Raw genomic sequence first — 23,957 nt, 5'->3', positions numbered from 1 at the left:
TCACGGAGCAACCGCCGGGTACTGCTTCACCAGTTCCCGTCCGTAGTCGTTCCCGTTGGGGGTGCGCACTACGGTGTGCATGTGGAAGGGTGCGGGCTCGTCGTTGCTGAGGAAGACGCCGGTGTGGTGGTCCAGCTCCAGCACCACCACCGGGCTCTGCAGCCTGAAGTAGAACGGTTCCTCGTCCTCCCAGCCGCCGATCCAGCTGAAGAATGTCTCGACGTAGTTCTCCTGGATCTCCCGGCGGCGGGCGGCCCGCGGCCCCTGGGGCAGGTACGCGATGAAGTCCTCGACCAGGGCGTCCAGCACCCCGCGCGCCTCGGCGGGCAGATCCGGAACGCGGATCCCCTCGTACGGGATGACCCGGTTGTCCTGGAAACAGCCGCCCAGGTGCCGTTCGTCGCCGGGGTGGATCCGGCCCTCCGGCATGGCCGGGTCCACCATCGCCTCGTACACCGTGGCGTCGGCCCGCAGGGTCCCGGGGAGGGCCCCCATCAGCTGCCGGGCCAGGCGGATGCGTTCCTTGAACACCATGACGCCCCTGTAGGGGCCGTCGTCGATCCTGTCCGGCTCGGCACCCAGGAACACGGGTGAGACGACCAGCTGCGTCCCGACGACGAGGCAGTTCAGCGCCGCGTGGTGGCCGAAGATCTGCCAGCCCCAGGGCTCGGACTCCGATGGCTCGCCGTACAGTGCGAAGTTATAGCTGAACTCGTTCATCAGCAGCGGCAGGTCCACCAGGTCGCCCAGGAACCCGTTGATGCGCATGAGGTTCCGGACCAGGTCGAAGCCCTCGGTGCTGAGGCTCGCCTCCACGACGGCGAGCGCGGCGTCCCGGACAGGGCCGTCCACCTCGTCCAGCCGGAGTCCGGTGTCGTGCTGCATAAACTCCGGATTCGCCCAGCTCTGCCACTCGGGGGCGTCCACGGCATAGCTGAGGCGTCGCGCCTGGTCCGGCGTGGCCACGCCCAGCAGCTTCCGGGCGGCTGCCACCATCTCCGCGGTGGGTGCCTCCTCGCCGGCACGCGCGGGTGCCAGCGGATAGAGGCCCTCGCGGCGGTTCCCGTCGCTGGTGATCCCGGTGAACGGCTGGGGGTAGAGCTTCTTCCAGCCCTCGATCATGGGACCGGCGAAGGGGTCGGTGGTCGCCGCCTCGGCGTACTCGCGGGCGTTCAGGCCGCGGATCTCCGCGACGCGGGGGTGGTCCGGGGCAAAGAGGAAGTCACGGAAGGACAGCGTCGACACGGGTGCTCCTGGATTCATCGATGGACGTCGTCGCCCAGCCGGCGGCGACGGACAGTGCTGCTGCGGCGGCCTCGGCGGAACTGCCGCGCCACGCCACGTGCTGGTCCGGGCGGACCAGCACGGCTTCCGCTCCCCACACGTCGGAGTGGTGCCTGCCGTCGTCGGACGGCCCGACGGCGGCGACCGTCACCGGGATGCCCTGGCGGCGTGCGGCGTCCAGCACCGGCGCGAAGACCTGCGCTGCGGACCGGCCCAGCGCGCCGGCGTCGGCCAGCAGTGTGAAGCCCGAGCCCAACCGGCCGTACACGGAGGTCGAGTCCTCCAGCCAGGTGTGCGGGAGCAGCGCCCCGGGGCTGGCGGAGGGGACATAGCGGATGGGGTCCTCGGGCGGAACGGGTCGGCCGTCCGGCACGACCAGGGGCGAATCGCCGTAGCTGTAGCCGAGCACCAGGCCCAGGGAATCGAACTCGCTCCGCTTCACGGCGAGTGCTTCGTAGGCCGCCTGCCGCGCGGCGTCCCCGGCGGGACCGGCGGTGGCCAGGTCGGGGTCGGCGAAGTGGTACGCGAGCGCCCTGCCGTTGGTTGCGGCATCACGGATGGTGCGCGCGGCCACCGGCCGGCGTTCCTCCCCGTAGCTGGCCAGGAGCTCGGGGCCGCCCCAGCCGTTGATGGCGGCGGCGAGTTTCCAGGCCAGGTTGGCCGCATCACCGATGCAGGTGTTGAAGCCGTGACCACCCCAGGGCGGGTTCAGGTGTGCGGCGTCGCCCACGAGGAAGGTGTTGCCGCGGCTGTACTCGGGAGCCAGCAGCATGCGGGCCGTCCAGGGGTCGGTGGCCAGCACGTCGACGTCCACCTCCGAGCCGACCAGCGAGCGGACCAGTGCGCCGGCATCCTCGGTGCTGACCGCCACGTCGGCGTCCACACCCTGGATGATGGCCCACCAGGTGTCCGTTCCGTCCAGGGGTCCCACCATGCCGGCCGTGTCCGAGCCCACCACCCAGTACTGGACGGCAGGGTCGAGGGCGACTGCCGAGGCGAGGCCCGTCGAGCGGAAGAGGATGCTGATGTTGGACAGCGCGGCGGAGCCTCCCTCGAGGCGGATGCCCAGGCTGCGCCGGACGACTGATGATCCGCCGTCGGCCCCGACCACGAAGTCCGCGGTGATGATCCGGGTGCCGCCGGAGGCGTCGGAGACGACGACGCTGTGGGGGGCCTGCGCCCCGCGGACCTCGACCACGCTCCAGCCCGTCGCGAAGGTGACGAGCGGGTTCGCGGCGACTGCAGCACGGAGCGTCTCCTCCAGGACCGGCTGCGGAACCTGCTGGCCGCATTCCGGCTGGGGGCCGTAGCGTCCGGGGACCAGCTGGAACGCGTTCCGGAACCGGCGCAGCTCGCGGACGGACCCGGTGAGACCCGTGCAGAAGATGACGTCCTGCGAGTAGTCGACCGGGAGCGGCGAGGCGGCACGCAGCGCATCGGCCAGTCCTAGCCGACGCAGGTGCGTCATGGTCCGCGCATTCGTGGTCTTGGCCCGCGGTCGGGTGGGGTCCACGACGGCCCGGGGCTCGATGACGGTGCTGGGAATGCCTCGTGCCGCCAGATCCAGCGCCAGGAACAGCCCGCTGGGACCGCCGCCGGAGATCAGGACCTCCGCCTGTTCCGGTATCTCGCCTGCAGGAAAGGTCGAGAGGGCTACCATCAGGCCCGGCTCCGGAGCGATGGTTCGCCGACGGGGGTGGTCAGGGTGCCGAGCTTCTCGATCTCCACCTCGACGGTGTCGCCGGGCTGGAGCAGCCACTGCGGTGTGCGCGCGTAGCCGACGCCCTCCGGGGTGCCGGTGGCGATGATATCGCCCGGGTGGAGGGTGAAGGTCTCGCTGATCAACGAGATGATCGCGGGCACGGAGAAGATCATGTCCCGCGTGTTGCCGTTCTGCGCCTCGATGCCGTTCACGCGGGTCCGGACCTGCAGTCCGTCGCGGAGGTCACCCACATCGTCGCGGGACACGAGCGGGCCCAGCGGCCCGCTGAAGTCCCCGTTCTTGCCCAGCGTCCACTGCGAGGTGAGCTTCTGGGCCTTGCGGGAGGTGATGTCGTTGAAGGTCGAGTAGCCGAAGACGGCCTCGGCCGCGGTCGCCTCGTCCGCCGACTCCACGCGTCGGCCGATGTAGGCCGCTACTTCCCCTTCCCAGTCCAGGCCCGCCTCGCCGGCAGGCACGGGGACGGGGACATCGCCCACGGAGAGGGAGGCTGTCCAGCGACCGAACAGGGTCGGGTACGGCGGGAGTTCCTGGTCCTTGAAACTGCCCTCGGCGGCATGGGCTCGGTAGTTCAGCCCTACACAGATGACCCGCGCGGAGGCGGGGACGAGCGGTACTTCCGGGACGCTACCGCGCTCCATGGAGCTGCCGGCGCCGGAGGCGTCCGCTACCAGCGAGGCGGACTTGTCCTGCCAGCCTTCCGGGTCGGCCCAGAAATCGGGAACGGGGGCGAGCGGGAACACACGCGAGTCCACAAGGGCCGCTGCCCAGGGTTGGCCGACGTGGAGGATTCCGATGAACTGCATGAAAAAGCCTTTCAGGTGTGTCAGGGCATGGTGCCAGGCAGGTTCCGGCTGGCCTGCCGGCGGAAGAAATCGATGGTGGCGGCGGTCGCCTGTTCAGCGGCCGTGGTACCGCCGTCGGGCTGCGACCACATGTGGTCCGCCTCCTCGATCAGGAGGAGTTCGACGGCGGCACCCGCGCCTTCCAGCGCCTCGGCGAGCGTGGCGGACTGGGGTGCGGGGACGAAGCGGTCGGCCGTCCCGTGGGCCAGGAAGAAGGGGGGAGCGCCGGCATGCACGTACGTGACGGGACTGGCTGCAGCGGCCTTGTCCGGTGCCTCCGACGGCTGGGCGCCGAGAAGGAGCGCCTCCCGTGAGCCCGGATCATCAGCCCGGGCCACGGCGTCCGTCCGGGCCTGGGCGCCCATCCGCACCAGGTCGGTGGGCGGGTACCAGGCAGCGACCGCAGCGACGCCGTCGTCGGTGGCCGGTTCCCCGAAGTGCTCCACCCTGGCGGTCAGGCCGACCAGGCCGGCGAGGTGGCCACCGGCCGAATCACCCCACGCGTAGATGCGATCCGGGTCCACGCCGTAGTCGGCGGAGTGCGTCCGCACCCACCGCACGGCTGCCTTGGCGTCCAGCACCTGAGCCGGGAAGGTCGCTACCCCGCTCAGGCGGTAGTCGGCGGACGCAACCACGAAGCCCGCATCCACCAGCTGCTCGATCGGGCTGAGACCGAACCCGTCGACCGTGGGCCCCAGGGAGGACCGCTCGCCGGTCCGCCACCCGCCTCCATGGAAATGGACCACAGCGGGGAAGGTGGTACCGGCGGATGCGCCGGCGGGCAGGTAGAGATCCAGCAGCAACGGGGCCGAACCCTCGGGGTGTGCGAACTCGATCCCTCGAAGGATCGGTCCTGCCGTCATCGTCGACTCCATGTGTCCCCCGCGCCGTTCTTCCCGTGGTTCTGTGCGATGCGTCGTCCGAACCGCGTCCTGGTTCAACTGTCGGGCATCGGGCCGCCGTGTGCGCGGCCGGTTTCACTGAATGGAAAGTTCGCGTGGCGTCGGTCACGTCCACCCGGTCCTTCGATCCGGGCGCCGGCTGGATCAGCGCGGGGCGACAGGGTCCGTTGCGCGGTACTCGAAGCGCTCCAGCACCGTGCTGCCATCACCGGACGACATGCCGATGACCCTGCCGGTGGTGGGGTCGGGAAAGAACCCCGAGATGACGGGTGTCGAGCCTCTCACTGCCCGCGCACCGCACCCAGTTCCCGCACCAGGAAATCCAGGGCCGCCTGCCCTTCGGGCAGCCCGGCGGTGTGGTTGAGGTGCCCGTGGAACGCCCCTTCCGCGAGGAAGTACGTCAGCGGCACTCCGGCTTGTTGAAGGGTCGAGGCGAACAGCTCGGACGAGCCGCGCGCGTCGTCGTACTCACATGCGAGCAGCGCGGTGGGCGGAAGCCCTGCCGGGTCGGCGTAGCCGGGCATCGCGTACGACGACGCCATGCTCACCGGCCCGCCCACGTAGTTCTCCGCCTGCCGGACACAGTCCTCCGGCGTGAACCGCAGATGTCGGGGCAGTCCCGCCATCACTTCCTCGTCGAGGCCCCGCGCCGGTGGCGGCAGTTCGGCGTACAGGAAGGGATAGGCCAGCAGGAGCTTCGCCGGCACCGGCTTCCCGGCATCGATCAAGTAGAGCGCCGCGCCCACCGCGAGGTTGCCGCCGGCGCCCGCCCCGCCCAGGCACAACAGGTCCGGGTCCAGCCCCAGGGACTCCGCGTTCTTCCGGGCCCAGAACCAGCCGGTCAGGGCGTCCTCGTGGGGCACCGGGAAGCACACACCGTTCCGGGCCAGCCGGTAGTCGACGGAGAGTACCGGCGTCCCGGTGTCGGCCAGCACACGGGCAAGGTAGTCCGATTCCAGCATGTCCAGGCCGCCACTGACGAACCCCCCGCCGTGCAGCCACACCAGCGCGGCACTGCCCGCCGACGCCGGTTCGCCGTAGATCCGGATCCTTACCGGGCCGTGCCGGCCCTCGGCGGAGACCGTGCGGACGGGAACGTCCGGACCGGGGGACCGGACGGCGTCCGCGTTCAGGACGCGTGGCCCGTCCGGGGAGGCCAGGTACTCGGCGAAGCCGGCATCCGGGCCGGTGCCTGCTGCGGGAGCTCCGGGAGCGGAGAGTTCCGTCCGGCGGGACGTCACGAGCTCCCCAGCTTCCGGGAGAAGTAGGAGACGGCGGTGGCCAGGATGGTGTCCAGCTGGTCCTCCGCCCCGAAGAAGCAGTGATCGCCACCCTCGATGGTCACCACCTCATGCTCCACTCCCGCATCCGCGAGCGCTGCTGCAAGAAGGTCTGTCTGGGAGTGCGGCACCAGGCCGTCGCTGTCGCCGTGGATGAGCAGGAAGGGCGGCGCCCCGGCGCGTACATGGCTGACGGGGCTCGCGGCGGCCAGGAGGGCGGGGTCGTCGGAGCCGCCCACCAGCATGTGTTCGGGCTGCAGCGACATCCCGGCCGGAACACCCGCCGTCAGGGCAGCGGGGAACAGACCGTCCGGCATGTCCATGAGGGGGATGTCGACCAGGGAGGAGACACCGTAGAAGTCGACGACGGCGCTGATGGCACTCGAGTGCCCCTGCGCGCCGAGACCGCCGTGAAGGTCCTCCCGCTCCCCGGTCAGTCCCAGCATCGCCACGAGATGGCCGCCTGCGGACTCGCCCCAGGCCCCGAACCGGCCCGGGTCGACGCCCAGGTCCTCCGCGAACTCGCGCAGGTACCGGACAGCGGCCTTGAGGTCGTGCAGCTGCGCCGGGAAGGGCGCCTCCAGGGCATGCCGGTAGTCCGCGGTGGCACACGCGATCCCGGCCTCGTTGAGCAGGCGGAAGACGGAGTCCGGCGTGAAGGTGGGCGGCAGCTCACGCCGATCCCCCAGCTGGAAGGCGCCGCCGTGGACCCAGAGGACCAGCGGGACGGGTGCCGCAGCCTGGCGCGGAAGCCAGACGTCCAGCTTCAGCGGCCGGAAGCCGAGCGCCCGGGCGTAGGTGAGTTCGCGGTGCACCAGGGAGACGTCCGAGACCTGCTCCGGCGTCCCGGGGCCGTCGAAGACGGGAAACGGCGGGACGTCCACCCCGCCCGGGCGGGCAGGATCGGGGCGGGCAGGATCGACTACAGCTTCATCGACTGTCATGAGGTGCTCCTTGCTGGTTCTGGTTCCTGGGCTCCCCCGCCGGCGGCCAGGAAGGAATGGGTGCCGGGTCCGACGACGGCGGGCGGCCCGCCGGGCAGCCGTATCTCGGCGCTGGTGGCGGCGGGCACGGTGGCGGTGAGCACCAGCACGCCGTCGTGCAGTGTCCACTGCACCTCGATGAGGCCCCTCGGGCCCCGGTGGGACGTACGGGCAGAGGTCAGACCCGCACCGGGACGCGGCTCGATGATGATCCGCTCATACCCGGCGCTGTCCGGGTCCTGCCGTAGTCCGGCGGTGTAGCGGTGGAGGAAGGACACCACGGCGCCCTTGCTGTAGTGGTTGAGCGACTGGTGCGGGGTGCCGTCGGCGTCCATCCCGTTCCACAGCTCCCACATGGTGGTGGCGCCTCGGTCCACCATCGCCAGCCAGGACGGCTCGGAGTCCTGCATCAGGAGCTCGTAGGCCAGCTGCAGGTCGCCGTTGTCCGCCAGGACGGGCAGCAGGTAGGGCGTGGACAGGAAGCCGGTTCCCAGGTGGGTGTCCGCGTCGCGGATCAGTGCGGCCAGTTGGGCGGTGACGGTGCTGCGGCGCTCCGCAGTGACCAGGTCGAAGGCCAGGGCGCGGACGCAGTTGGCCTGGCTCGCAGGGGTGACCTGCCCCGTGGAATCGAGGTATTCGATCTCCCAGGCCTCCCGGATACGCCCCGAGAGCTCCGCCAGTGCCTTCGCGTCATCCACCCGGCCGAGGACGGAGGCGATGCGTGCCATCAGCGACGTGGTGTTCCGGTAGTAGGCGGTGGCCACGATGCCGGAATCGGCGGTACGAGCGGCGAAGAGGTCCGGTTCCGGGCCGTCCGGTTCCATCCATTCGCCCCAGTGAAATCCCGTGTCCCACAGGTACTTCTCATGCGGCGCCGGAACAGAGCCGGCGGCAGCGCGGGAAGGGTGCCGCTGCGACTCCGCGGTCGTCCGGACGAAGCCCAGCCACCGGTTCATCGCGGCCCAGTTCTCCTCGAGGATGCCGGCGTCCCCCGTGGCCAGGTACAGCTCCCAAGGCACCATCACGATCGCGTCGCCCCAGCCCGCCGACCCATTGACAAAGGCCATGAAGTCCGCAGAGGTGGCGTCCGGGCCGGGGGAGGGCGAAACGTTGGCGATGACCCCGCTGTCCCACTGGTCGGCGCGGACATCGTTGAGCCACTTCCGCGAGAAGCCGGCGACGTCGAACAGATATGCAGCTGTAGGTATAAACAACTGCCAGTCCCCCGTCCAGCCGGCCTTCTCACGCTGCGGGCAGTCGGTGGGGACCTCGCACGAGTTGTCCCGGAAGCTCCACTCCACGATCTCGTGCAGCCTGTTCAGCCGCTCATCACTGCAGGTGAAGGTCCCGATCCTTTCCAGGTCGGTCTGGACCAGGCAGCCGGTGATGTCCGCCCGCTTCAGGTCCGGCTCAAGCCCCTGGACCGAGACGTACCGGAAGCCGTGCGTCGTGTGCCGGGGCTCGAACACCTCCCCGGAGACGCCCGAGGCGATGACGGAGTCCACCTGCCCCGCGTCCAGGAACGCGCCAGGGGTGCGGAAATCGTGCGGGCGCAGGTGATCCCGGGTGACGTCGCCCCTGCCCGGAGCGTCGTCCAGCGCCTCCCCGTACTCCAGGGTGACCGTCTCACCTGCCGCGCCGAGCCTCCCGAGCCGCACCCAGCCGTGGATGTTCTGGCCGAAGTCCACCACCTGATGGCCGGTCGCGAGGCGGGTGATGGACACCGGAGCGAGTTCCTGCACGATGCGGGTGGGTGGCGCGGTCGGACCGACCAGCGTGTCGTAGCTGCAGTCGCGGACGACAGCGGGCCTCGCCCGGGAGGTGGACACCCGGAAGTCGACGCGCTGGCCCGCCATCAGGTCGGCGCCGAGGATCTCGGTGGGTGAGGCGAGCCAGGACGCGTCGGTGCCGAGAATCGTCCGGCCTGACCCGGACCCCAGTTCCAGCTGCGCCAGGAATGCCGTCTGCCGGCCGTACATGTCGGCGTCGCGCGTGTACCCGAAGGTGCCGCGGTACCAGCCGTCGGTGAGGACGGCACGGAGGGTGTTGATGCCCGGGAGCAGGAGGGCCGTGACGTCGAATGCCTGGACCTGCAGGGTGGTGGAGTAGCTGGTCGAGCCGGGGGTGAGCTGCTGGTCCCCGACCCGCCGTCCATTGAGGAACAGCTCGTAGATGCCGTGGGCGGTGGCGTAGGCGCGGGCGGAGTCCGGGACGGCGGCCAGGGTGAAGGTCGTGTGCAGCGCATGACCGGGACGCTCGCCGGGCTCGGGGACGGTCGACTCGTCCCGCCCGATCCACTGTGCGGTCCAGTCCGAGGGATGCAGGAGTCCCAGCTCCACCGCCATCGGATCGGACCAGGCGCTCGCCGTCTCGGCGCCGTCGGTCCCGGTGTTCCAGGTGCGGACGCACCAGGCGAACCGGCTGCGGGACGTGAGTTCCGGCCCCGAATAGGGCACCGGCCGATGTCCGGCGGAGGAGACCCAGCCGGTGTCCCAGCCGTTGGTGGCGGTGATCTGGTAGGCCGTCTGGCGCGTGGTTCCGGCGGGCGGCGTCCAGCCGAGCCGCGGTGCGGCGGCGGTGATCCCGAAGGCCTCCCGCAGGTGGTCGACCCGCAGCCGTGTGGGGGCGATCAGGCGGGACGCCTCGACGGCGGTGTCGAGAACGGTGGAGGTCATACGGCAGGCTCCTGAACGTGGGTAGCTAGGGTTCAAGCTTCGTTTCCTGCCGGCCGCCTCCACAGTGCTCTTTCATTGGATGGAATAGCATTGGAACATCATTATCGACAGACCACCGGCACTAGGACCTTCTGCATGACCATCCCTCCGGAGACCGATGCCCCTCCCGTTCGCGGGAAGCGGCCCAAGCAGGGCGAGCCGGTCGTGGACCGCGCACTGAGCCTGCTCGCTGTCTTCTCCGACCGGCGCCGGGCGTTGACCCTGTCGGAGCTGGCGCGGTACGCGGACATGCCCGCCCCGACGGCGCTGCGGCTCATCGCACGGCTAGTGGCGTGGGGCGCCCTGGAGAGGCTCGACGACGGACGGTACGTCGTCGGGGTCCGCCTCTGGGAGGTCGCCTCGTTGTCCCCCCGCGGGCATGGCGTCCGGGAGATCGCGCTGCCGTACCTCGAGGATCTGTTCGAGGTCACCCGCCACCATGTCCTGCTGGCCGTCCGGGACAACGAGCAGGCGGTGCTGATCGAGCGGCTCTCCTCGAGGGACGCCACCGAGGTGGCCTACCGGGTGGGCGGCCGCGCGCCGCTGCGGTCCACCGCCGTCGGACTGGTGCTGCTGGCCGGTGCCGACCACCAGTTCCAGGAGACCATCCTGCGGAAGCCCCCGGAGGAGGAGCCCGGGGTGGCCACCCTGCCCGAAGGCCAGGTCCGGCGCACGCTGTCGGACGTGCGGCGCACCGGCATCGCGATGATCCGGCGCACCGCACCCTCCCGCACGGTCTCCGTCGCCTCACCCATCTTCGACGCCCAGGGGTCCGTGGCGGCCGCGCTGTCCATCGTGGTCCCGGATGGTTCCACACCCCCGAACGTCCTGGCCCCGGCGGTGCGTGCCGCCGCCCGGGCGGTCTCCCGGAACCTGGGCCACCAGGCGGAGGTCAGCCAGGACGTGTGGACGCACTCCCAGGGCTGACGCGGCACCGACTACCCCTGCACCACGAGGCGGCGGATCAGGTCGTCCCACAACCCGACGCTGTCGATCTGGTGGTCGTCCGCCGTCCTTGGGGCAGTCCGCCGTCCCGGCATAGGGGCCCCCGGTACGAACGGCACCAGGACGCTGTCGCCGAGAGTAAGCGTCGTGCCCAGCTCCACGAAGGGTGGAACATCGAGCAGGCGCTCCGCCAGCCAGGAGCCTACTGGTGATGCGGCAGCGAGCTCGTTCTTCACTGCATCGACCGCAACGGTCATCTGCGTGTACTCCTCGTAGGGGATCCGCTCAAGGGCCATCCCTGATGCCAGGACCTCCCCTGCCGCTCCGGCGTCGGTATCGGAGTTGTACTCCCCCCGGCCCGGCTCGGTTCTGGTGCCACCCACCCACACCAGCGCTGCCCTGTCCGCGAGCGACAGGTCCAGTCGAAGCGCAGCAGCGACGTTGGTCAGTGGTCCCCCGCAGAGAACAGTGGTCCGTTCGAAGCGAGCGGACGTCTCCACGATCGTGCGCGCCGCAGCGCTGACCTGGCCCGTGGTGGTCCCGGGGGCCTCAGCACCCAGAATCACCCGTACGTCCTTCAGCCCGAGGAGCTGCACGAGGCGCTCGGCGAGGTGCAGGCCGCGGCTGGCCGTAGTCGTCGGGTCGACACCTGCTGCTCCGGCCAGTCCCGGGTCCAGGGGCGACGTCGTCACCAGGACCGTCGCCCCCGGGTCGCAGCACAGGAGAATGTGTGCGAGGGCAACGAGCCCGTCAGGGTCGCCACCGAAATCGTTGTCGATGACGAGCAGCTCCTCAGCCGGCTTGACGGCTGTCACAGCTGGGCCCTGAAGGAAACGCACGGGATCACGGGGAGGAGTAGCATCGGACTCCGCCTACACACCTGAGGACACGGCGAGAGCCGCAGACGAGGTGAAGCGGTGGGTGCCGCCCCGGACGCTGAAGTATTCGCCGCCGGGAAGCTCGACGTCCGCTTCCACGCCGTCGGGGACCGTCACCTCGAGGGTGAGGGCGCCGTCGTCGAGCCGCCATTCCACCCGGACGGTCCCGTGCGGGGTCTTGAGGGACGTCGTGGCCCAGTCGATGCCTTCACCCGGTACCGGGGCGATCCGGACCCTGCTGTACCCGGGCGCGAGCGGGCTGATGCCGCCGATCCCCTTGTGCAGCCAGTCGGCCACGGCGCCCAGGGCGTAGTGGTTGAAGCTGGTCATCTCACCGGGATTGATGGTGCCGTCCGGGAGCATCGAGTCCCAGCGTTCCCACACGGTAGTGGCGCCCATGGTCACGGGATACAGCCAGGACGGGCAGCCCTGTTCCAGGAGCAGGCGGTAGGCGTCCTCGCTGTGGCCGGTGTCCGTGAGGGCTCCGGTGATGAACGGGGTGCCGGCGAAACCGGTGGATACGCGGTAGTCGTTCTTCCGGACCAGCTCGGCGAGGCGTTCTCCCGCGAAGTCGCGGTGTTCGGCGCTGGGCAGGATGTCGAAGGCGATCGCGAGGGCGTAGACGGTGGTGCAGTCGCTGCGGATGGTGCCGTCGGTGGCCACGTAGTGCTCCAGGAAGGAGGCCTGGACCCGTGCGGCGAGCTGCTCGAAGTACTCGGCGTCGTCCTGGTGTCCCAGTAGCCGGGCCGTGTCGGCCGTGATCGAGGCCGTACGGAACAGGCAGACCGTGGCGACGACGCCGGTGTCCGCTTTCGCGTCCCAGGGCTTGTCCGGATCCGCGTCGGGGTCCAGCCAGTCACCGAACTGGAAGCCCTGATCCCACAGTCCGGTGTCCGAGAGCAGTCCCTCCACCCGCCGGGTGTGCGAGGTCATCGATTCGTACTGGTTCTTCAGCACTGTGAGATCGCCGTACGCTTCCCAGAGCGCCCATGGCACCCAGACGGATGCTTCGCTCCACAGGGCCGATGATTCCGGTGCCGGGAATTCCGGGGGCTGGGGGCAGTACTTGAGGGCGTCCGGAACGGTGATGGGTACCAGCCCGTCGGCTGCTTTCTGCTCGGCGGCGAGGTCCAGCAGCCAGTCCTGGAGGAAGCCTCTGACGTCGTAGAGGAACGCTGCGGTGGGTGCGAAGACCGCGATGTCGCCGGTCCAGCCGAGGCGCTCGTCGCGCTGCGGGCAGTCGGTGGGCAGGTCCAGGAAGTTGCCCCGCAGCCCCCAGACGATGTTGCGGTGCAGCTGGTTGACCAGCTCGTTGGAGCACTCGAAGGTACCGGTGCGCTCCAGCGCGGAGTGGACCACCACTGCTTCGAGGGAGTCCTCGGTGAGCGTCCCGGGCCAGCCGGTGATCTCCGCATAGCGGAAGCCATGGAACGTTTTGGTCGGTTCGAAGAAGTCCTCGCCGCCGGACAGGACGAAGGTGTCCGTGGCCTCGGCGGAGCGCAGGGGCCGCACGCCCAGCTCGCCGTCTTCCAGTACTTCTGCGTGGCGCACCGTGATGGGGTGCCCTTCCCCGCCCTGGATCCGGAAACGGAGCCACCCCACGAGGTTCTGGCCGAAGTCCACCAGCGTCCTGCCGGTGGGAGAGGCGAAGATCTCCACGGGCCGGACGACGCCGGCGCGCACCACCGGCGGACCCACCGGTTCGGCCAGCCGGTCACCGTCGAACTCCACGGTGTGGGTCCCGGCCCAGGCGCCGGCGTCGAAGCCCGGCTCCGCCCAGCCTGCCTGAACCCTGCGGGCGTCGATGGTCTGCCCGTCGTAGAGGTCGTTGACGGTGGTGGCGGAAGGCCCGGCCTGCCAGGTGGTGTCGGAGGCGACGGACTGGACGTGTCCGTCGGCGAACTCGATGTCCAGCTGGCCGAAGAACCCCAGTTCGCTGCCGTACAGGTTCGACATGCCGTGCCAGGCCAGGCGCCCGCGGTACCAGCCGTTGCCGAGTTCCACGCCGAGGACGGTGGACGGCCCCACCAGGGCGGTCACGTCGTAGCTGCGGTAGCGGAGCCGCCATTCGTAGGAGCTCCAGCCCGGGCTCAGCACGTCCTCGCCCACTGGGACACCGCTGATCAGCGCCTCGTAGACACCGTAGGCGGTGGCGCGCAGCGTCGCCCTGGCCACGGCGCCGTGGCCCTCCTCGAGCCGGAACTCCTTGCGGAGCAGCGGGGCTCCGTCGAAGTCCTCATCGGGTGAGATCATGGCGGCGCGCCAGGGTGCCTGCGTCATCGGAATCCGTTCTGCTTGGCCGCCAGCTACGTGACGGCGGGGAAGGTCAGGGGTTGTGGTGGTGGTGCTGACGGGCCCGTCAGGAAGGTGCCGTCAAGGTGCTGTCGAGGTAGAGCAGAGGTGTGCTGATGGTTCGGGGGGAACGGTCAGGCCGCGTAGTGGCAGGCGACGTCGGACGCGCCGACCCGCCGGAGTGCGGGCCGCTCGTCCCGGCACAGGTCGGTGGCCAGGGGGCACCGGAGCCGGAAGGGGCACCCGCCGGGGGCGGGGGTGGCTGCCGCACCGGTCCGCACGCCGAGGGATTCCCGGGCTTCCCTGCGAGCCGCCTGCTCGGCGGGCCGGGGCACCGGGGACGCTGCCACGAGGGTCTGGGTGAAGGGGTGCTTCGGGTCCTCCGTGACGGCCGCGGCGGGGCCGGTCTCCATGACCTGCCCGCGGTAGAGCACCACCACGCGCTGTGCCAGGAACTGGACCACGGCGATGTCGTGGGCGATGAACAGGTAGCCCAGGCCGCGCTCGTCGCGCAGGTCCGCCAGCAGGTTCAGCACCTGCGCCTGCGTGGAGAGGTCCAGTGCGCTCACGGCCTCGTCGCAGACCACGAGCTTGGGATCGCAGATGAGGGCGCGGGCCACGGAGATGCGCTGCCGCTGGCCGCCGGAGAACTGGCTCGGGTACCGGTCCACGGCGTCGCGGGGTAGTCCCACCCGTTCCAGTATGTCCTCTGCGCGCTGCCGGGCCTCGGTCGGGTTCACGCCGCGGAGCCGGAGCGGTTCGGCGAGCGAGGAGCCGACGGTGTTCCGGGGGTTGAGTGAGGAGTTGGGGTCCTGGAAGACGGCCCGCAGCTCCCCGCCCAGAGCCCTGCGCTGGGACGCGCCGGCGGAAGTGATGTCCTTGCCCTGGTAGGTGATGGACCCGGAGGAGACCTTCTGCAGGCCCAGGATCGCCTTGCCGATCGTCGACTTGCCGGATCCGGATTCCCCGACCAGGCCCACGGTCTCCCCCGCGGCGATGCTGAAGCTCACGCCGTCCACGGCGGCCGGAGCAGCCGTTGCCTTGCGGCCGCGGCCGTATCGCACCACGAGGTCCTTGACCTCCAGCAGGGGCTGGACGGGTGCGGGTGACGTCGGTTCCGGGCGGATCGAGGTCGAGGTGCTCATGCGGGATCCTTTTCGGCAGTTCTTTCAGTGGGTCGTGCTTCGACGTGAGCGGTCCTGATCTCGGCCAGTCGTGCTTCGGCAGGTCGTGTTTCGACGAGGTCCAGGATGCGGTGGCTCGGCACATCGGTGGCCACCCAATCCAGGCCTTCGACGGCCAGTTCGTCCGCCTTCACGCAGCGGACCGTCCCGTCACCGGTGCCGGACGGTAGCAGCGGGATGGGGACTTTGCAGGCGGACCCGGCGAACTGGCAGCGGGCGGCGAAGCGGCACGTGGTGGGCCAATCCTTGGGTTGCGGGACCTGCCCGCTGATAGTGGCCAGCCGCTCGGGCATGTCCGCGGCACTGGTGGCGTGCGGGTCCGCGGCCAGCAGGGCGAGCGTGTAGGGGTGACGGGGGTTGTCCAGGATGCTGTCCGTCCGGCCGTTCTCCACGACCTGCCCGGCATACATCACGGCAACCCGGTCGCACAGGTCGGCGACCACGCCGAGATCATGGGTGACCATCACCACGGACATCCCGGTCTCCTTCGCCAGGCTGCGCAGCAGTGAGAGGATCTCGGCCTGCACGGTGACGTCCAGTGCCGTGGTGGGCTCGTCCGCGACGAGCAGGCGGGGCCGGCCGGAGAGCGCCAGGGCGATGGCCACGCGCTGGGCCATGCCGCCGCTGATCTGGTGCGGGTAGACCGTGAGGATGCGGGCGGCGTCCACGATGCCCACCTTCTCCAGCAGGTTCAGTGCTTCGGCCTTCGCTTCGGCCCTGCCCGTCCTGCGGAGCCGCCGGATGGCGGCGGTGAGCTGGTAGCCCACGGTGAACATCGGGTCCAGGGCACGCATGGGTTCCTGCGAGATGAGGGCGATCTCGCGTCCGCGGATCCCTTCCATGTCCTTATCGGTCGCCGCTGCGAGGTTCCTGCCGTTCCAGAGGATCTGGCCTCCGGTCACCGAGACCCCGGACGGCAGCAGGCCCAGCAGTGACAGTGCCGTCATGGTCTTGCCACACCCTGATTCGCCCACCAGGCCCAGGACGGTGCCCGGTTCGACGTCGAAGGAGACGTCCGTGACCAGGCGGACACCGCCATCCACGCCCACGGACAGGTTGCGCACGCTCAGCGTGTCCTTCCCCGCCTCGTCCTCCCCGGACGAAGCGGCCGGAGAGGCCGCAGCGATGGCGGCGACGGCTTTCGCCCGCTGACGCCGGGCGGCGGCGGAGGGCAGGTGGGAGGCGGTGGTGTTGGGTGCCTTGCCGAGCGCGTTGCCGATCGCGTTGGCGGAGAGGACCGTCAGCGCGAGCACGGCCCCGGTGGGGACCATGAGCCAGGGTGCGTCGTAGACGTGCTGGGACGCACCCTGGATCATTCCGCCCCAGCTGGGCTCGGGGATGGGCGGCCCGAAGCCGATGAAGGCCAGTCCGGCCTGGATGAGCATGCCGACGGCGAAGATCAGGGCCGCCTGGACCACGATGGTGTTCGTCAGGCCGGGCAGCACGTGGCGGAGGCTGATGCCCACGGAGCTGACGCCGTCCACCTTGGCTGCGTCCACGTAGAGCTGGGACTGCAGCGACTTGGCCTGGCCCAGCATGACACGGTAGATACCCGCCGAGATGAGTACGCCGAGGATGGCCATGACCAGCGGGATGTTGGTTCCCACGGCGCCGATGACGGCCAGGATGATCACCGTGCCGGGCAGGGACATCATGATCTCTGTGACGCGGCTGATGACGGCCTCCACGCGTTCACCGGCTGCTGCTGCGAGCATCGCCAGGAGGGTGCCCAGTCCGACGGCGACGATCACGGTGATCATGGAGGTGCCGAGCGTGCCGGCGGCGGAGGCGAAGATGCGGCTCAGGAGGTCCCGGCCCAGTTCGTCCGTCCCGAGCCAGTGAGCGGCGCTGGGTCCGGACAGGACGGCGGTGAAGTCCTGGTCCTCGGTCCGAAAGGGCAACCAGAGGGGCGCCGTCAGGGAGGCGATCACGATCACGGCCAGCCAGACCACCCCGGCCGTACTGGCCGGTGAGGCGAACAGCTTGGAGGCGGAGAGCCGCCGGCCGGCCCTGGCGGGAGCCGGAGGAAGGAGCGCGGCCGAGGCCGGCTCCGGAGAATCCGCAGGGGCAGGGGCGACGTTCGGGATCATGAGGCACGCAACTTCGGGTCGAGGAACTTGGTGGCGAGTTCCAGCACCAGGTTCACGGCGACCACCACGACAGTGGCGATCACCACCACGCCCTGCACGGACGGGGCGTCATGGGTGCTGACGGAGTTCTGCACGGCCTGGCCCAGGCCTGGCATGGCGAACAACTGCTCGGCGATGACGGAACCGCCGAAGAGCTGGATGAACTGCAGGGCGATGCCCGCCACGATGGGCAGGCTGGCGTACCGCAGTGCGTGGACGTACAGGATCTTCCAGGTAGGCGTGGCCGTGGCACGGAGGGTCCGGATGTGCTCCTGCTGGAGTGCCTCGAGCATGGAGGCCCGGGTCTGGCGGGCGATGAAGGCCGCTCCGCCCACGGCCAGGGTGATCACCGGCAGGGCCAGGGACAGGGCCCAGTCCCTCGGGGAAACATCGAACGGGACATACCCGGTCGCGGGGAAGACCGGGGACTGCACCGCCAGGAGGTAGACGAAGATGATGCCGATCCAGAAGGCCGGCAGGGCTACCGCCATGCCGGCGACGCCCCCGATAATGCGGTCGACGACGCCGCCGCGGACTGCGGCGGTGACGCCCAGGGCGATGCCGAGGACGGCGCTGAGCAGGGTGGCACCGGCAGCGAGCGACGCAGTGACCGGGAGCCTGCCGGCCAGGTCCGCGCTGACGGAGCGGCCGTCGATGAGGGAGATCCCGAAATCGCCCTGGACTGCTGCGCCCAGCCAGCGGAAGAACTGGACGGGAAGGGAATCGGACCAGCCCAGACGCTGGTTGACCTCATCGATGGCCTCCTGGGAGGCGCCCGCACCGAGGGACACAGCTCCCGGGCTGCCCGGCATGGCGTGCACCAGCAGGAATGCCAGCACGGCGACCACCAGTACGGTGGCCAGTGCCATCAGCAGGCGCTTGGCGATGAATAGTGCCACGGTGACCTCCATCGGTCGGACTCGGCCGGGCGGGCTCCCCAGGGGAGCCCGCCCGGTCGGGTGGGGTATTAGCTGGCCGGCTTGTAGGACGAGAGGAGCGGGTAGGCGTTGGTACCGGCGAACTCGACCGGCGCCACCTTCTTGGTGTTGTAGCCCTGGTTGACGAGGGCTTCGTACAGCGGGATCATCCAGCCGGATTCCACGAGGCGGGTGTTCAGCTTGGTGGCCGCGGTCTTGGCAGCGGCGTCGTCCTTGGCGGCAGCCAGTTCGGCGGTCGCTGCACTCAGCTCTTCGTCGGTGGCTTTCTGCACGTTGGTGAAACCGTTGAGGACGACTCCGTACATCACGCCCACCGGGTTGTCCCAGTTCAGGGGGCTGTAACCCAGCGGCGTGGTGGCGACGGCGGCGAAGGCTTCATCGGTGGAGGCGGCCATCTTGACGTTCATGGTGATCCCGACCGCGGCCAGGTCCTTCTGGACTGCCTGCAGGTCCGTCTGCGTCTGCGCGCTGGCGATGATGGTGAATTCGAATCCGTCCGGGTAGCCGGCTTCCGCGAGCAGGCTCTTGGCCTTTTCCGGGTCGTAGGCGAACTCGGTCTCGAGGTCCTCGGTGAAGCCGGCGGAGTCCTTCGGCAGGGCGTTCCATGCGGGGATGTCACCCTTGTGGAGTGCGTCCACCAGGGCCTGCCGGTTGATGGCGTGCTGGATCGCCTGCCGGACCTTCTCCTCCGCGAACGCGGGTGCCGTCTTGCCGATCTTGTCGAAGGAGATCATGGTGTTGACGGTGCCGCCGATCTGGGAGACACCCGACCCCTTGGATTCTGCGAAGTCGACGGTGGACGAGGTCAGCATGGCGACGTCGGCCTGGCCGGACACCAGGGCGTTCGCCCGGGCCTGCGGGTCGAGGACGACACTGAAGACGACCTTGTCGAAGGCGAAGTCCGAGGCCTCCGAACTCTCCTCGTTTTTCACGAAGACGTATTTGCTGCCCTTCACGGTGGTCGGGTCCAGGGTGTACGGACCGGATCCGTCCGGGGTCGCAGCGAGGCTCGCGGTGTCCGTGACGCCGTCCTTGCCGACGATCATGCCGGTGGTGGAGGTGAGGTTGTTCTCAAAACCCGGCTGAGGCTTCGCGAACGTCAGGGCTACCTCGGTGGGGCTGACGACGTCGACGGAGGTGATCTCCTGCGCCCCGCCCTTGGCGACCGCGGAGTAGGCACTCAGCGCAGGATCGGACCGGCGGTCGAGGTTCGCCTTGACCAGCTCGGCGTCGAGCTTGGACCCGTCGGTGAACGTGACGTCATCCCTGAGGGTCAGCGTCATGACCGTGTTGTCCGCGTTGTAGCTGAACTCCTCGGCCAGGCCCGGGCCTGCCGATCCGTCCGGCTGGAGCGTCATCAGGCTCTCGTAGAGACCTTCGAAGAACTGCCGCTGGGCTGCCGAGACGCGCAGCGGGTCATAGCCGAAGGAACCGGAGTCACTGTCGATGGCCAGGGTCAGCATGCTGGTATCGGCCTCGGCCGCCGCCTGGTTGGAGCTGCCGCCGCACGCGGTCAACGATCCCAGCAGCAGTGCTCCGGCCAGAACGGCGGAGCTCCCACGGACGGAGGGGTTCAGAAGTTTCATGTAGTGCGCCTTTGCATTCTCGATGGAACAGCGGAGGGAGTCAGTCGGGGCTGGCGGCTCGCCGGCTCTCTCCAAGCATCAGCCGCCCGCATTCGGCACTCACATGAGAATGTCATTCATTGAAAAGGTATTGTGGCGCCGGTCACGCGACGGGAAAGGATTGGAAGCCAGGGCAGAGAGGCCCGTTGCGCCTCCCGGGCGCTGAACCGAAAGGAACCACATGACCGACGCATTCCCCTTCCCGCAGGACTTCCTCTGGGGTGTCGCCAGTGCCGGGCATCAGGTGGAGGGGAGCAACGTCAACAGCGACGTCTGGTTCCTGGAGCACCTGCCGGGCACCATGTTCTCCGAGCCGTCCGGCGATGCCCTGGACCACTACCACCGCTACCGCGAGGACATCGCCCTGATCGCAAGCCTGGGATTCACGAGCTACCGCTTCTCGCTCGAGTGGGCACGCATCGAGCCGGAGGAGGGACTCTTCTCCCAGGCCGAGCTGAACCACTACCGGCGTGTCCTGGAGGCCTGCCACGAGCACGGACTCACCCCCGTGGTCACCTTCCACCACTTCGCGTCCCCGCGGTGGCTCCTCGCCGTCGGCGGCTGGGAAGGCCCCCGGACAGCCGCACTCTTCGCCCGCTACTGCGACCGCGTCATGGCGCACCTGGGTGACCTCATCGGGGTCGCCTGCACCCTGAACGAGCCCAACCTGCCCTGGCTGCTGAAGTCCTTCGGCATCGGCGGCGAGGCCCCCGAGAACCGCGGCTCGGTGCCCGTGTGGGCCGCAGCCGCAGAACGCCTCGGCGTCGACCCCAGCACGATCGCTCCGTTCCAGTTCTCGTCGACCGAGGCCGGATTCGACGTGAAACTGGCAGCACACCGCGCTGCCACGGCAGCCATCAAGGCCCGCCGCCCCGAACTTCCCGTGGGCTGGACCCTGGCGAACTCGGATATCCAGTCCATCGACGGCGGGAGCGAGACCGCCGGCCAGGTGCGCCGCGACGTCAACGAACGCTTCCTCGAGGCGTCCCGCGGCGACGACTTCGTGGGCATCCAGACCTACGGGCGCACCGTCTACGGCCCGGACGGCCTCGCGCCGGCCCCTGAAGGCGCTGCGACGAACCAGATGGGCGAGGAGATCTACCCTCAGGCCCTCGGGACGACCATCCGGGAAGCGGCACGGATCGCCGGGATACCGGTGATCGTCACGGAGAACGGCCTCGCCACGGAGGACGACACGCAGCGGGTGGACTACCTCCGGGCTGCGGTGGACAGCGTCGCGTCCTGCCTCGCCGACGGCATCGACGTCCGGGGCTACATCGCGTGGACGGCCTTCGACAACTACGAATGGGTGTTCGGCTACCGGCCGAAGTTCGGACTGATCGGGGTGGACCGCACGACCCAGGAGCGTATTCCCAAGGACAGTGCGCGCTGGCTGGGCGGCCTGGCGCAGGAACACGCCGTGCAGGCCGGCCTGGACGCGCAAACGGGCGTCGTCCACTCCGCCTGACATCGCCGGGGGCCGTCGTCGGATCCGTCGACGACAGCCCCTCGCGCAGGGGGCCTTGGCGTCCATCCTCCGGGTGGACGCCGGGGTCCCGGATTGCGTGCTGGCGCACGGCAACCCGCCCGGCTCGGGTTTGGTGCTACTCCGAGACGGTGAGGCCCTGCTCGGTGCCTGTATCGGCTCACACCCTGCCAGCGCTTCAGGAGAGGCGTATGGACCGAAGGCGGCGGTCTTGATTGCTCCACGAGTACGCGCACGGCGCACGCGCAACCGGAGGGTTTCTCCTGCGCTATGGCTGGTGCCGCTGATCGCGTCCGTCACCCCGTTTGGGAGAGCAGAGGAATGTGGTTTCCAGGCCCAGTTGTGCACGAAGTGGACCCGCTCGCCGCGTCGGTTTGTCGCGTTTATGCCTGGTTGGGCGGAGGCCGCCGCCCTCCATCGTGTTCGTTCGCTCCAACACCTACAACAACTTGGTGCCAGCTGAAAAGCGCGCCCTGTCAGCGGCCAACGAACTCACGGCAGCGTTCGAGCACATCGGGTTGGAAAGCGCTGAGTAGGAGGGGTCTCGCCCCTTCCCCAACCGCTGCCTGGCATGACACCGGTTATCGGTGAGTGGATTTCGACGGAGAGTGAGTGTGAAGGGCTGTAGGAGACGTCCGCCAGGGGCCCACTCGGCCTGCCTAAGTTATGCGCAGACAGCCGCTGAGACGCATTAGTCAAGAGATGGCCGAGATTTCGTGCAGTGAATTGCTAGAGGCAGTACGTGCGAGCTGGTCAGTCACGAGCCCGAGCACATAGGGCGGTGGTTTGCTGATTGATGACGGACGGGAGGGGTGGTCTTGGTACCCCTCCCGTCCGGGGCTGCTATTAGTAGGCGAACTGCCACATGTAGCGGCGTCCCTCGAGGGCGTATCCGCGTACCGCGGCGTAGTGGGCGGCCAAGCGGAAATCGAGGGTGTAGAACACCAGTGGGGCGACGAAGGCGCGCATGTCCTGCGGGATGCCTGGCAGTTCAAGTTCTCTGCTGTCCACGCGGAACGTCTCCCCGCTGTATTTCTCCAGGAAGCGGTCGACGCGTTCACCCATGGGACGCGTTTCGTCTTCGCTGAGGAACAGGATGCTCTTGGTGTCCTTGTCGAAGACCTCGAACGGACCCTGGAAGAATTCATCCGCGTTGATGGTGGCTGCGTGCATCCACTGCATTTCCTGGAGGAAGCAACTCGTGAAGGTGGATCCCATGCCCTCGAGGGCGCCGGAGGCGATGAGGTAGGTGACGGGAACGTCCTTCATGTTCTCGGCGATCTTGGCTGCGTAAGGCTCGAAGGCGCGGACAGTCGTGTCGATGGCTACGGGAAGAGCGGCCAGGGCATCGAGTTCGGCACTGACATTCGCGCCTTCGCGCTTCAGGATCGCAAGGGCAAGGAGCTGCAATAGAACCTGGTTGCCGTCACCCGTCTTTCCGATGAAGGCTGTATTGACCGCTTGGGCGAGGGCGCCTTCTTCATTCAGGGTCACTGCCACCACGGCGGCGCCGCGCTCCTGGGCCCACCGGGCTGCCTGGACCGTTTCCGGCGTCATGCCTGCAGCGGAAAAGGAGATGACCAGTGCTCCAGACCCGACGCCGGGGGAATTGCGGTAGTAGAACTCGTCGGAGTTCACGGAGCTGACGGGAGTGACTCCCCGCTTGTCGAGGAGATACTGGGCGGCGTGCACGCCCGAAAGGGAGCCTCCGGCCCCGACGAGGTAGACCCGTCGAAGTTCGGGTAGGCCAGAGACGTAGGAGTCGATGTCCGGCCACAGGGTAAGTGCATGTTCTTGCGAGCTGGCGATGTTGTCGGGGATGTCCTTGACGGGCTGCGGGCCGGTGAAAGTACCGTCGGTCACGTTTATTCCTTAGCGGTTGGTGATGGAGTGGGCGTGAGCCCGGAATGTGCTGAGTTGTGAACTCTCAGCGAATCGGTGCGGCGATTTCGGGGGTGATGGGTTCACCGTGGCCGAAAGCGCCGAAGGTCATACAGGTGTGGGCCGCTGCAACGGCGGCTTGGGAGAGGAAAGAGTCGGGGTTTTCCTGCCGGAGGAGGCCGACCAGGACACGCGCGCAAAATGTGTCGCCTGCCCCGAGGGTGTCGATGACTCCTGTGGCGGGGTGCGCGCCGCTGCTCCAACGCTGGGTGCCTCCCCTGCTGAGGACAGCTCCTTTGGTGCCGCGTGTGACCAGGCTCCAGGTCGATCCCGACGCTTCGCTGCGTGCCAGGAGTGCCTCGGACTCGTCGTCGTCAAGGGAGCCGGCGGAAAGGACGGACAGATAACACGACGGCCCGATATGACGGATGTGGTTTGGGTCTGTATGGGTGCTGAAGTCGTAGGAAAGGCGGGTTGCGGCCGCGAACGCGGGAACATACGCGTCAAGCCCGCTGGTTGCTCCTACGTGGACCGCATCGAAAGCTTCGAGCCGGGAGACGTCCTCGGGCGATGGGTCGAATCGCGATACCCCTAGATCCGAGGACAGGAACACCCGGTCGCCGTCTGTGTCGTGCCCGATGACGCAGAAAGCTGTCCTGCCGGTAGCGAACCGCAATCCTGAGGTGTCTACCCCTTCCTCCCACAATGCATTGGCGATGGTCTTGCCCGCGTCATCGGGGGCTACCTGGCCCATATAGGCGGAGTCCGCCCCGAACCTGGACGCAAACACGGAGACATTCAAAGTGTTGCCGCCGGGAAACATGGTTCCCAGTTCGGGGTAGCAGTCAACGACGTTGTCGCCGGCCGTGGC

At 68.9% G+C, this 23,957-nt stretch carries 18 protein-coding genes; 2 read left to right on the top strand and 16 right to left on the bottom strand.

The genetic code is table 11. From position 1 onward, the window contains the following. The 8 genes from P5G52_RS03115 to P5G52_RS03080 form a co-directional block, all read right to left on the bottom strand. Nucleotides 1-1,245: a DUF3500 domain-containing protein gene (locus P5G52_RS03115; protein ID WP_301224580.1), complete on the bottom strand. Its 1,245-nt coding sequence runs from the start codon at nucleotides 1,243-1,245 to the stop codon at nucleotides 1-3. Continuing rightward, nucleotides 1,223-2,944: an FAD-dependent monooxygenase gene (locus tag P5G52_RS03110; protein WP_301224578.1), complete on the bottom strand. Its 1,722-nt coding sequence runs from the start codon at nucleotides 2,942-2,944 to the stop codon at nucleotides 1,223-1,225. The genes P5G52_RS03115 and P5G52_RS03110 overlap by 23 nt, the downstream gene beginning before the upstream one ends. Next, on the bottom strand, nucleotides 2,944-3,810 hold the full coding sequence (locus tag P5G52_RS03105) for a fumarylacetoacetate hydrolase family protein (RefSeq protein ID WP_301224576.1): 867 nt from the start codon (nucleotides 3,808-3,810) through the stop codon (nucleotides 2,944-2,946). Before P5G52_RS03105 ends, P5G52_RS03110 begins: the two co-directional genes overlap by 1 nt. 20 nt (nucleotides 3,811-3,830) lie before the next feature. Beyond that, nucleotides 3,831-4,712, bottom strand: a complete 882-nt coding sequence (locus P5G52_RS03100; protein ID WP_301224574.1) for an alpha/beta hydrolase — start codon at nucleotides 4,710-4,712, stop codon at nucleotides 3,831-3,833. A gap of 183 nt (nucleotides 4,713-4,895) precedes the next feature. Continuing rightward, a complete protein-coding gene (locus tag P5G52_RS03095; RefSeq protein WP_301224572.1) occupies nucleotides 4,896-5,036 on the bottom strand; it encodes a hypothetical protein in 141 nt (46 codons plus the stop codon). Further along, nucleotides 5,033-5,992, bottom strand: coding sequence for an alpha/beta hydrolase (locus P5G52_RS03090; RefSeq protein ID WP_301224570.1), 960 nt, complete (start codon nucleotides 5,990-5,992; stop codon nucleotides 5,033-5,035). The genes P5G52_RS03095 and P5G52_RS03090 overlap by 4 nt, the downstream gene beginning before the upstream one ends. Beyond that, the gene (locus tag P5G52_RS03085) at nucleotides 5,989-6,975 is read right to left on the bottom strand and encodes an alpha/beta hydrolase (RefSeq protein WP_301224568.1); all 987 of its coding nucleotides are present in this window, start codon (nucleotides 6,973-6,975) and stop codon (nucleotides 5,989-5,991) included. Before P5G52_RS03085 ends, P5G52_RS03090 begins: the two co-directional genes overlap by 4 nt. After that, nucleotides 6,972-9,689 carry an alpha-L-rhamnosidase gene (locus P5G52_RS03080; protein ID WP_301224566.1) on the bottom strand — a complete coding sequence of 906 codons (2,718 nt, stop codon included), beginning with the start codon at nucleotides 9,687-9,689 and terminating at the stop codon, nucleotides 6,972-6,974. The genes P5G52_RS03085 and P5G52_RS03080 overlap by 4 nt, the downstream gene beginning before the upstream one ends. A 135-nt stretch (nucleotides 9,690-9,824) precedes the next feature. Here P5G52_RS03080 and P5G52_RS03075 point away from each other — a divergent pair, with 135 nt between their 5' ends. Then, nucleotides 9,825-10,655: an IclR family transcriptional regulator gene (locus tag P5G52_RS03075; protein ID WP_301224564.1), complete on the top strand. Its 831-nt coding sequence runs from the start codon at nucleotides 9,825-9,827 to the stop codon at nucleotides 10,653-10,655. 11 nt (nucleotides 10,656-10,666) lie between these two features. Here P5G52_RS03075 and P5G52_RS03070 read toward each other — a convergent pair whose 3' ends face one another. The 6 genes from P5G52_RS03070 to P5G52_RS03045 form a co-directional block, all read right to left on the bottom strand. Beyond that, nucleotides 10,667-11,488, bottom strand: coding sequence for a nucleoside hydrolase (locus P5G52_RS03070; protein WP_301224563.1), 822 nt, complete (start codon nucleotides 11,486-11,488; stop codon nucleotides 10,667-10,669). 57 nt (nucleotides 11,489-11,545) lie between these two features. Beyond that, nucleotides 11,546-13,831 carry a family 78 glycoside hydrolase catalytic domain gene (locus P5G52_RS03065; RefSeq protein WP_301224561.1) on the bottom strand — a complete coding sequence of 762 codons (2,286 nt, stop codon included), beginning with the start codon at nucleotides 13,829-13,831 and terminating at the stop codon, nucleotides 11,546-11,548. Nucleotides 13,832-13,977: 146 nt separating this feature from the next. Then, complete coding sequence (locus tag P5G52_RS03060) at nucleotides 13,978-14,988, bottom strand: oligopeptide/dipeptide ABC transporter ATP-binding protein (protein ID WP_301224559.1); 1,011 nt, start codon at nucleotides 14,986-14,988, stop codon at nucleotides 13,978-13,980. Then, complete coding sequence (locus tag P5G52_RS03055) at nucleotides 14,985-17,117, bottom strand: dipeptide/oligopeptide/nickel ABC transporter permease/ATP-binding protein (protein ID WP_301224557.1); 2,133 nt, start codon at nucleotides 17,115-17,117, stop codon at nucleotides 14,985-14,987. The genes P5G52_RS03060 and P5G52_RS03055 overlap by 4 nt, the downstream gene beginning before the upstream one ends. Further along, entirely contained in the window at nucleotides 17,114-18,067 is a 954-nt protein-coding gene (locus tag P5G52_RS03050; RefSeq protein ID WP_363321859.1) for an ABC transporter permease, read from the bottom strand. Before P5G52_RS03050 ends, P5G52_RS03055 begins: the two co-directional genes overlap by 4 nt. Nucleotides 18,068-18,123: 56 nt before the next feature. Beyond that, nucleotides 18,124-19,680, bottom strand: coding sequence for an ABC transporter substrate-binding protein (locus P5G52_RS03045; RefSeq protein WP_301224553.1), 1,557 nt, complete (start codon nucleotides 19,678-19,680; stop codon nucleotides 18,124-18,126). 220 nt (nucleotides 19,681-19,900) lie between these two features. On the opposite strand from P5G52_RS03045, the gene P5G52_RS03040 reads away from it, so the two are divergent. Next, nucleotides 19,901-21,187, top strand: a complete 1,287-nt coding sequence (locus P5G52_RS03040; protein ID WP_301224551.1) for a glycoside hydrolase family 1 protein — start codon at nucleotides 19,901-19,903, stop codon at nucleotides 21,185-21,187. Nucleotides 21,188-22,051: 864 nt separating this feature from the next. Here P5G52_RS03040 and P5G52_RS03035 read toward each other — a convergent pair. Continuing rightward, nucleotides 22,052-23,068, bottom strand: coding sequence for an SIS domain-containing protein (locus P5G52_RS03035; RefSeq protein ID WP_301224549.1), 1,017 nt, complete (start codon nucleotides 23,066-23,068; stop codon nucleotides 22,052-22,054). 64 nt (nucleotides 23,069-23,132) lie between these two features. Further along, on the bottom strand, nucleotides 23,133-23,909 hold the full coding sequence (locus P5G52_RS03030) for a PfkB family carbohydrate kinase (RefSeq protein WP_301224547.1): 777 nt from the start codon (nucleotides 23,907-23,909) through the stop codon (nucleotides 23,133-23,135). Nucleotides 23,910-23,957 lie beyond the last annotated feature (48 nt).

It is taken from the genome of Arthrobacter burdickii (assembly GCF_030433645.1).
GTDB lineage: Bacteria > Actinomycetota > Actinomycetes > Actinomycetales > Micrococcaceae > Arthrobacter_D > Arthrobacter_D burdickii.
The sequence above is the reverse complement of the archived record's forward strand: the minus strand, read 5'-3'. Positions and strand labels throughout refer to the sequence as shown.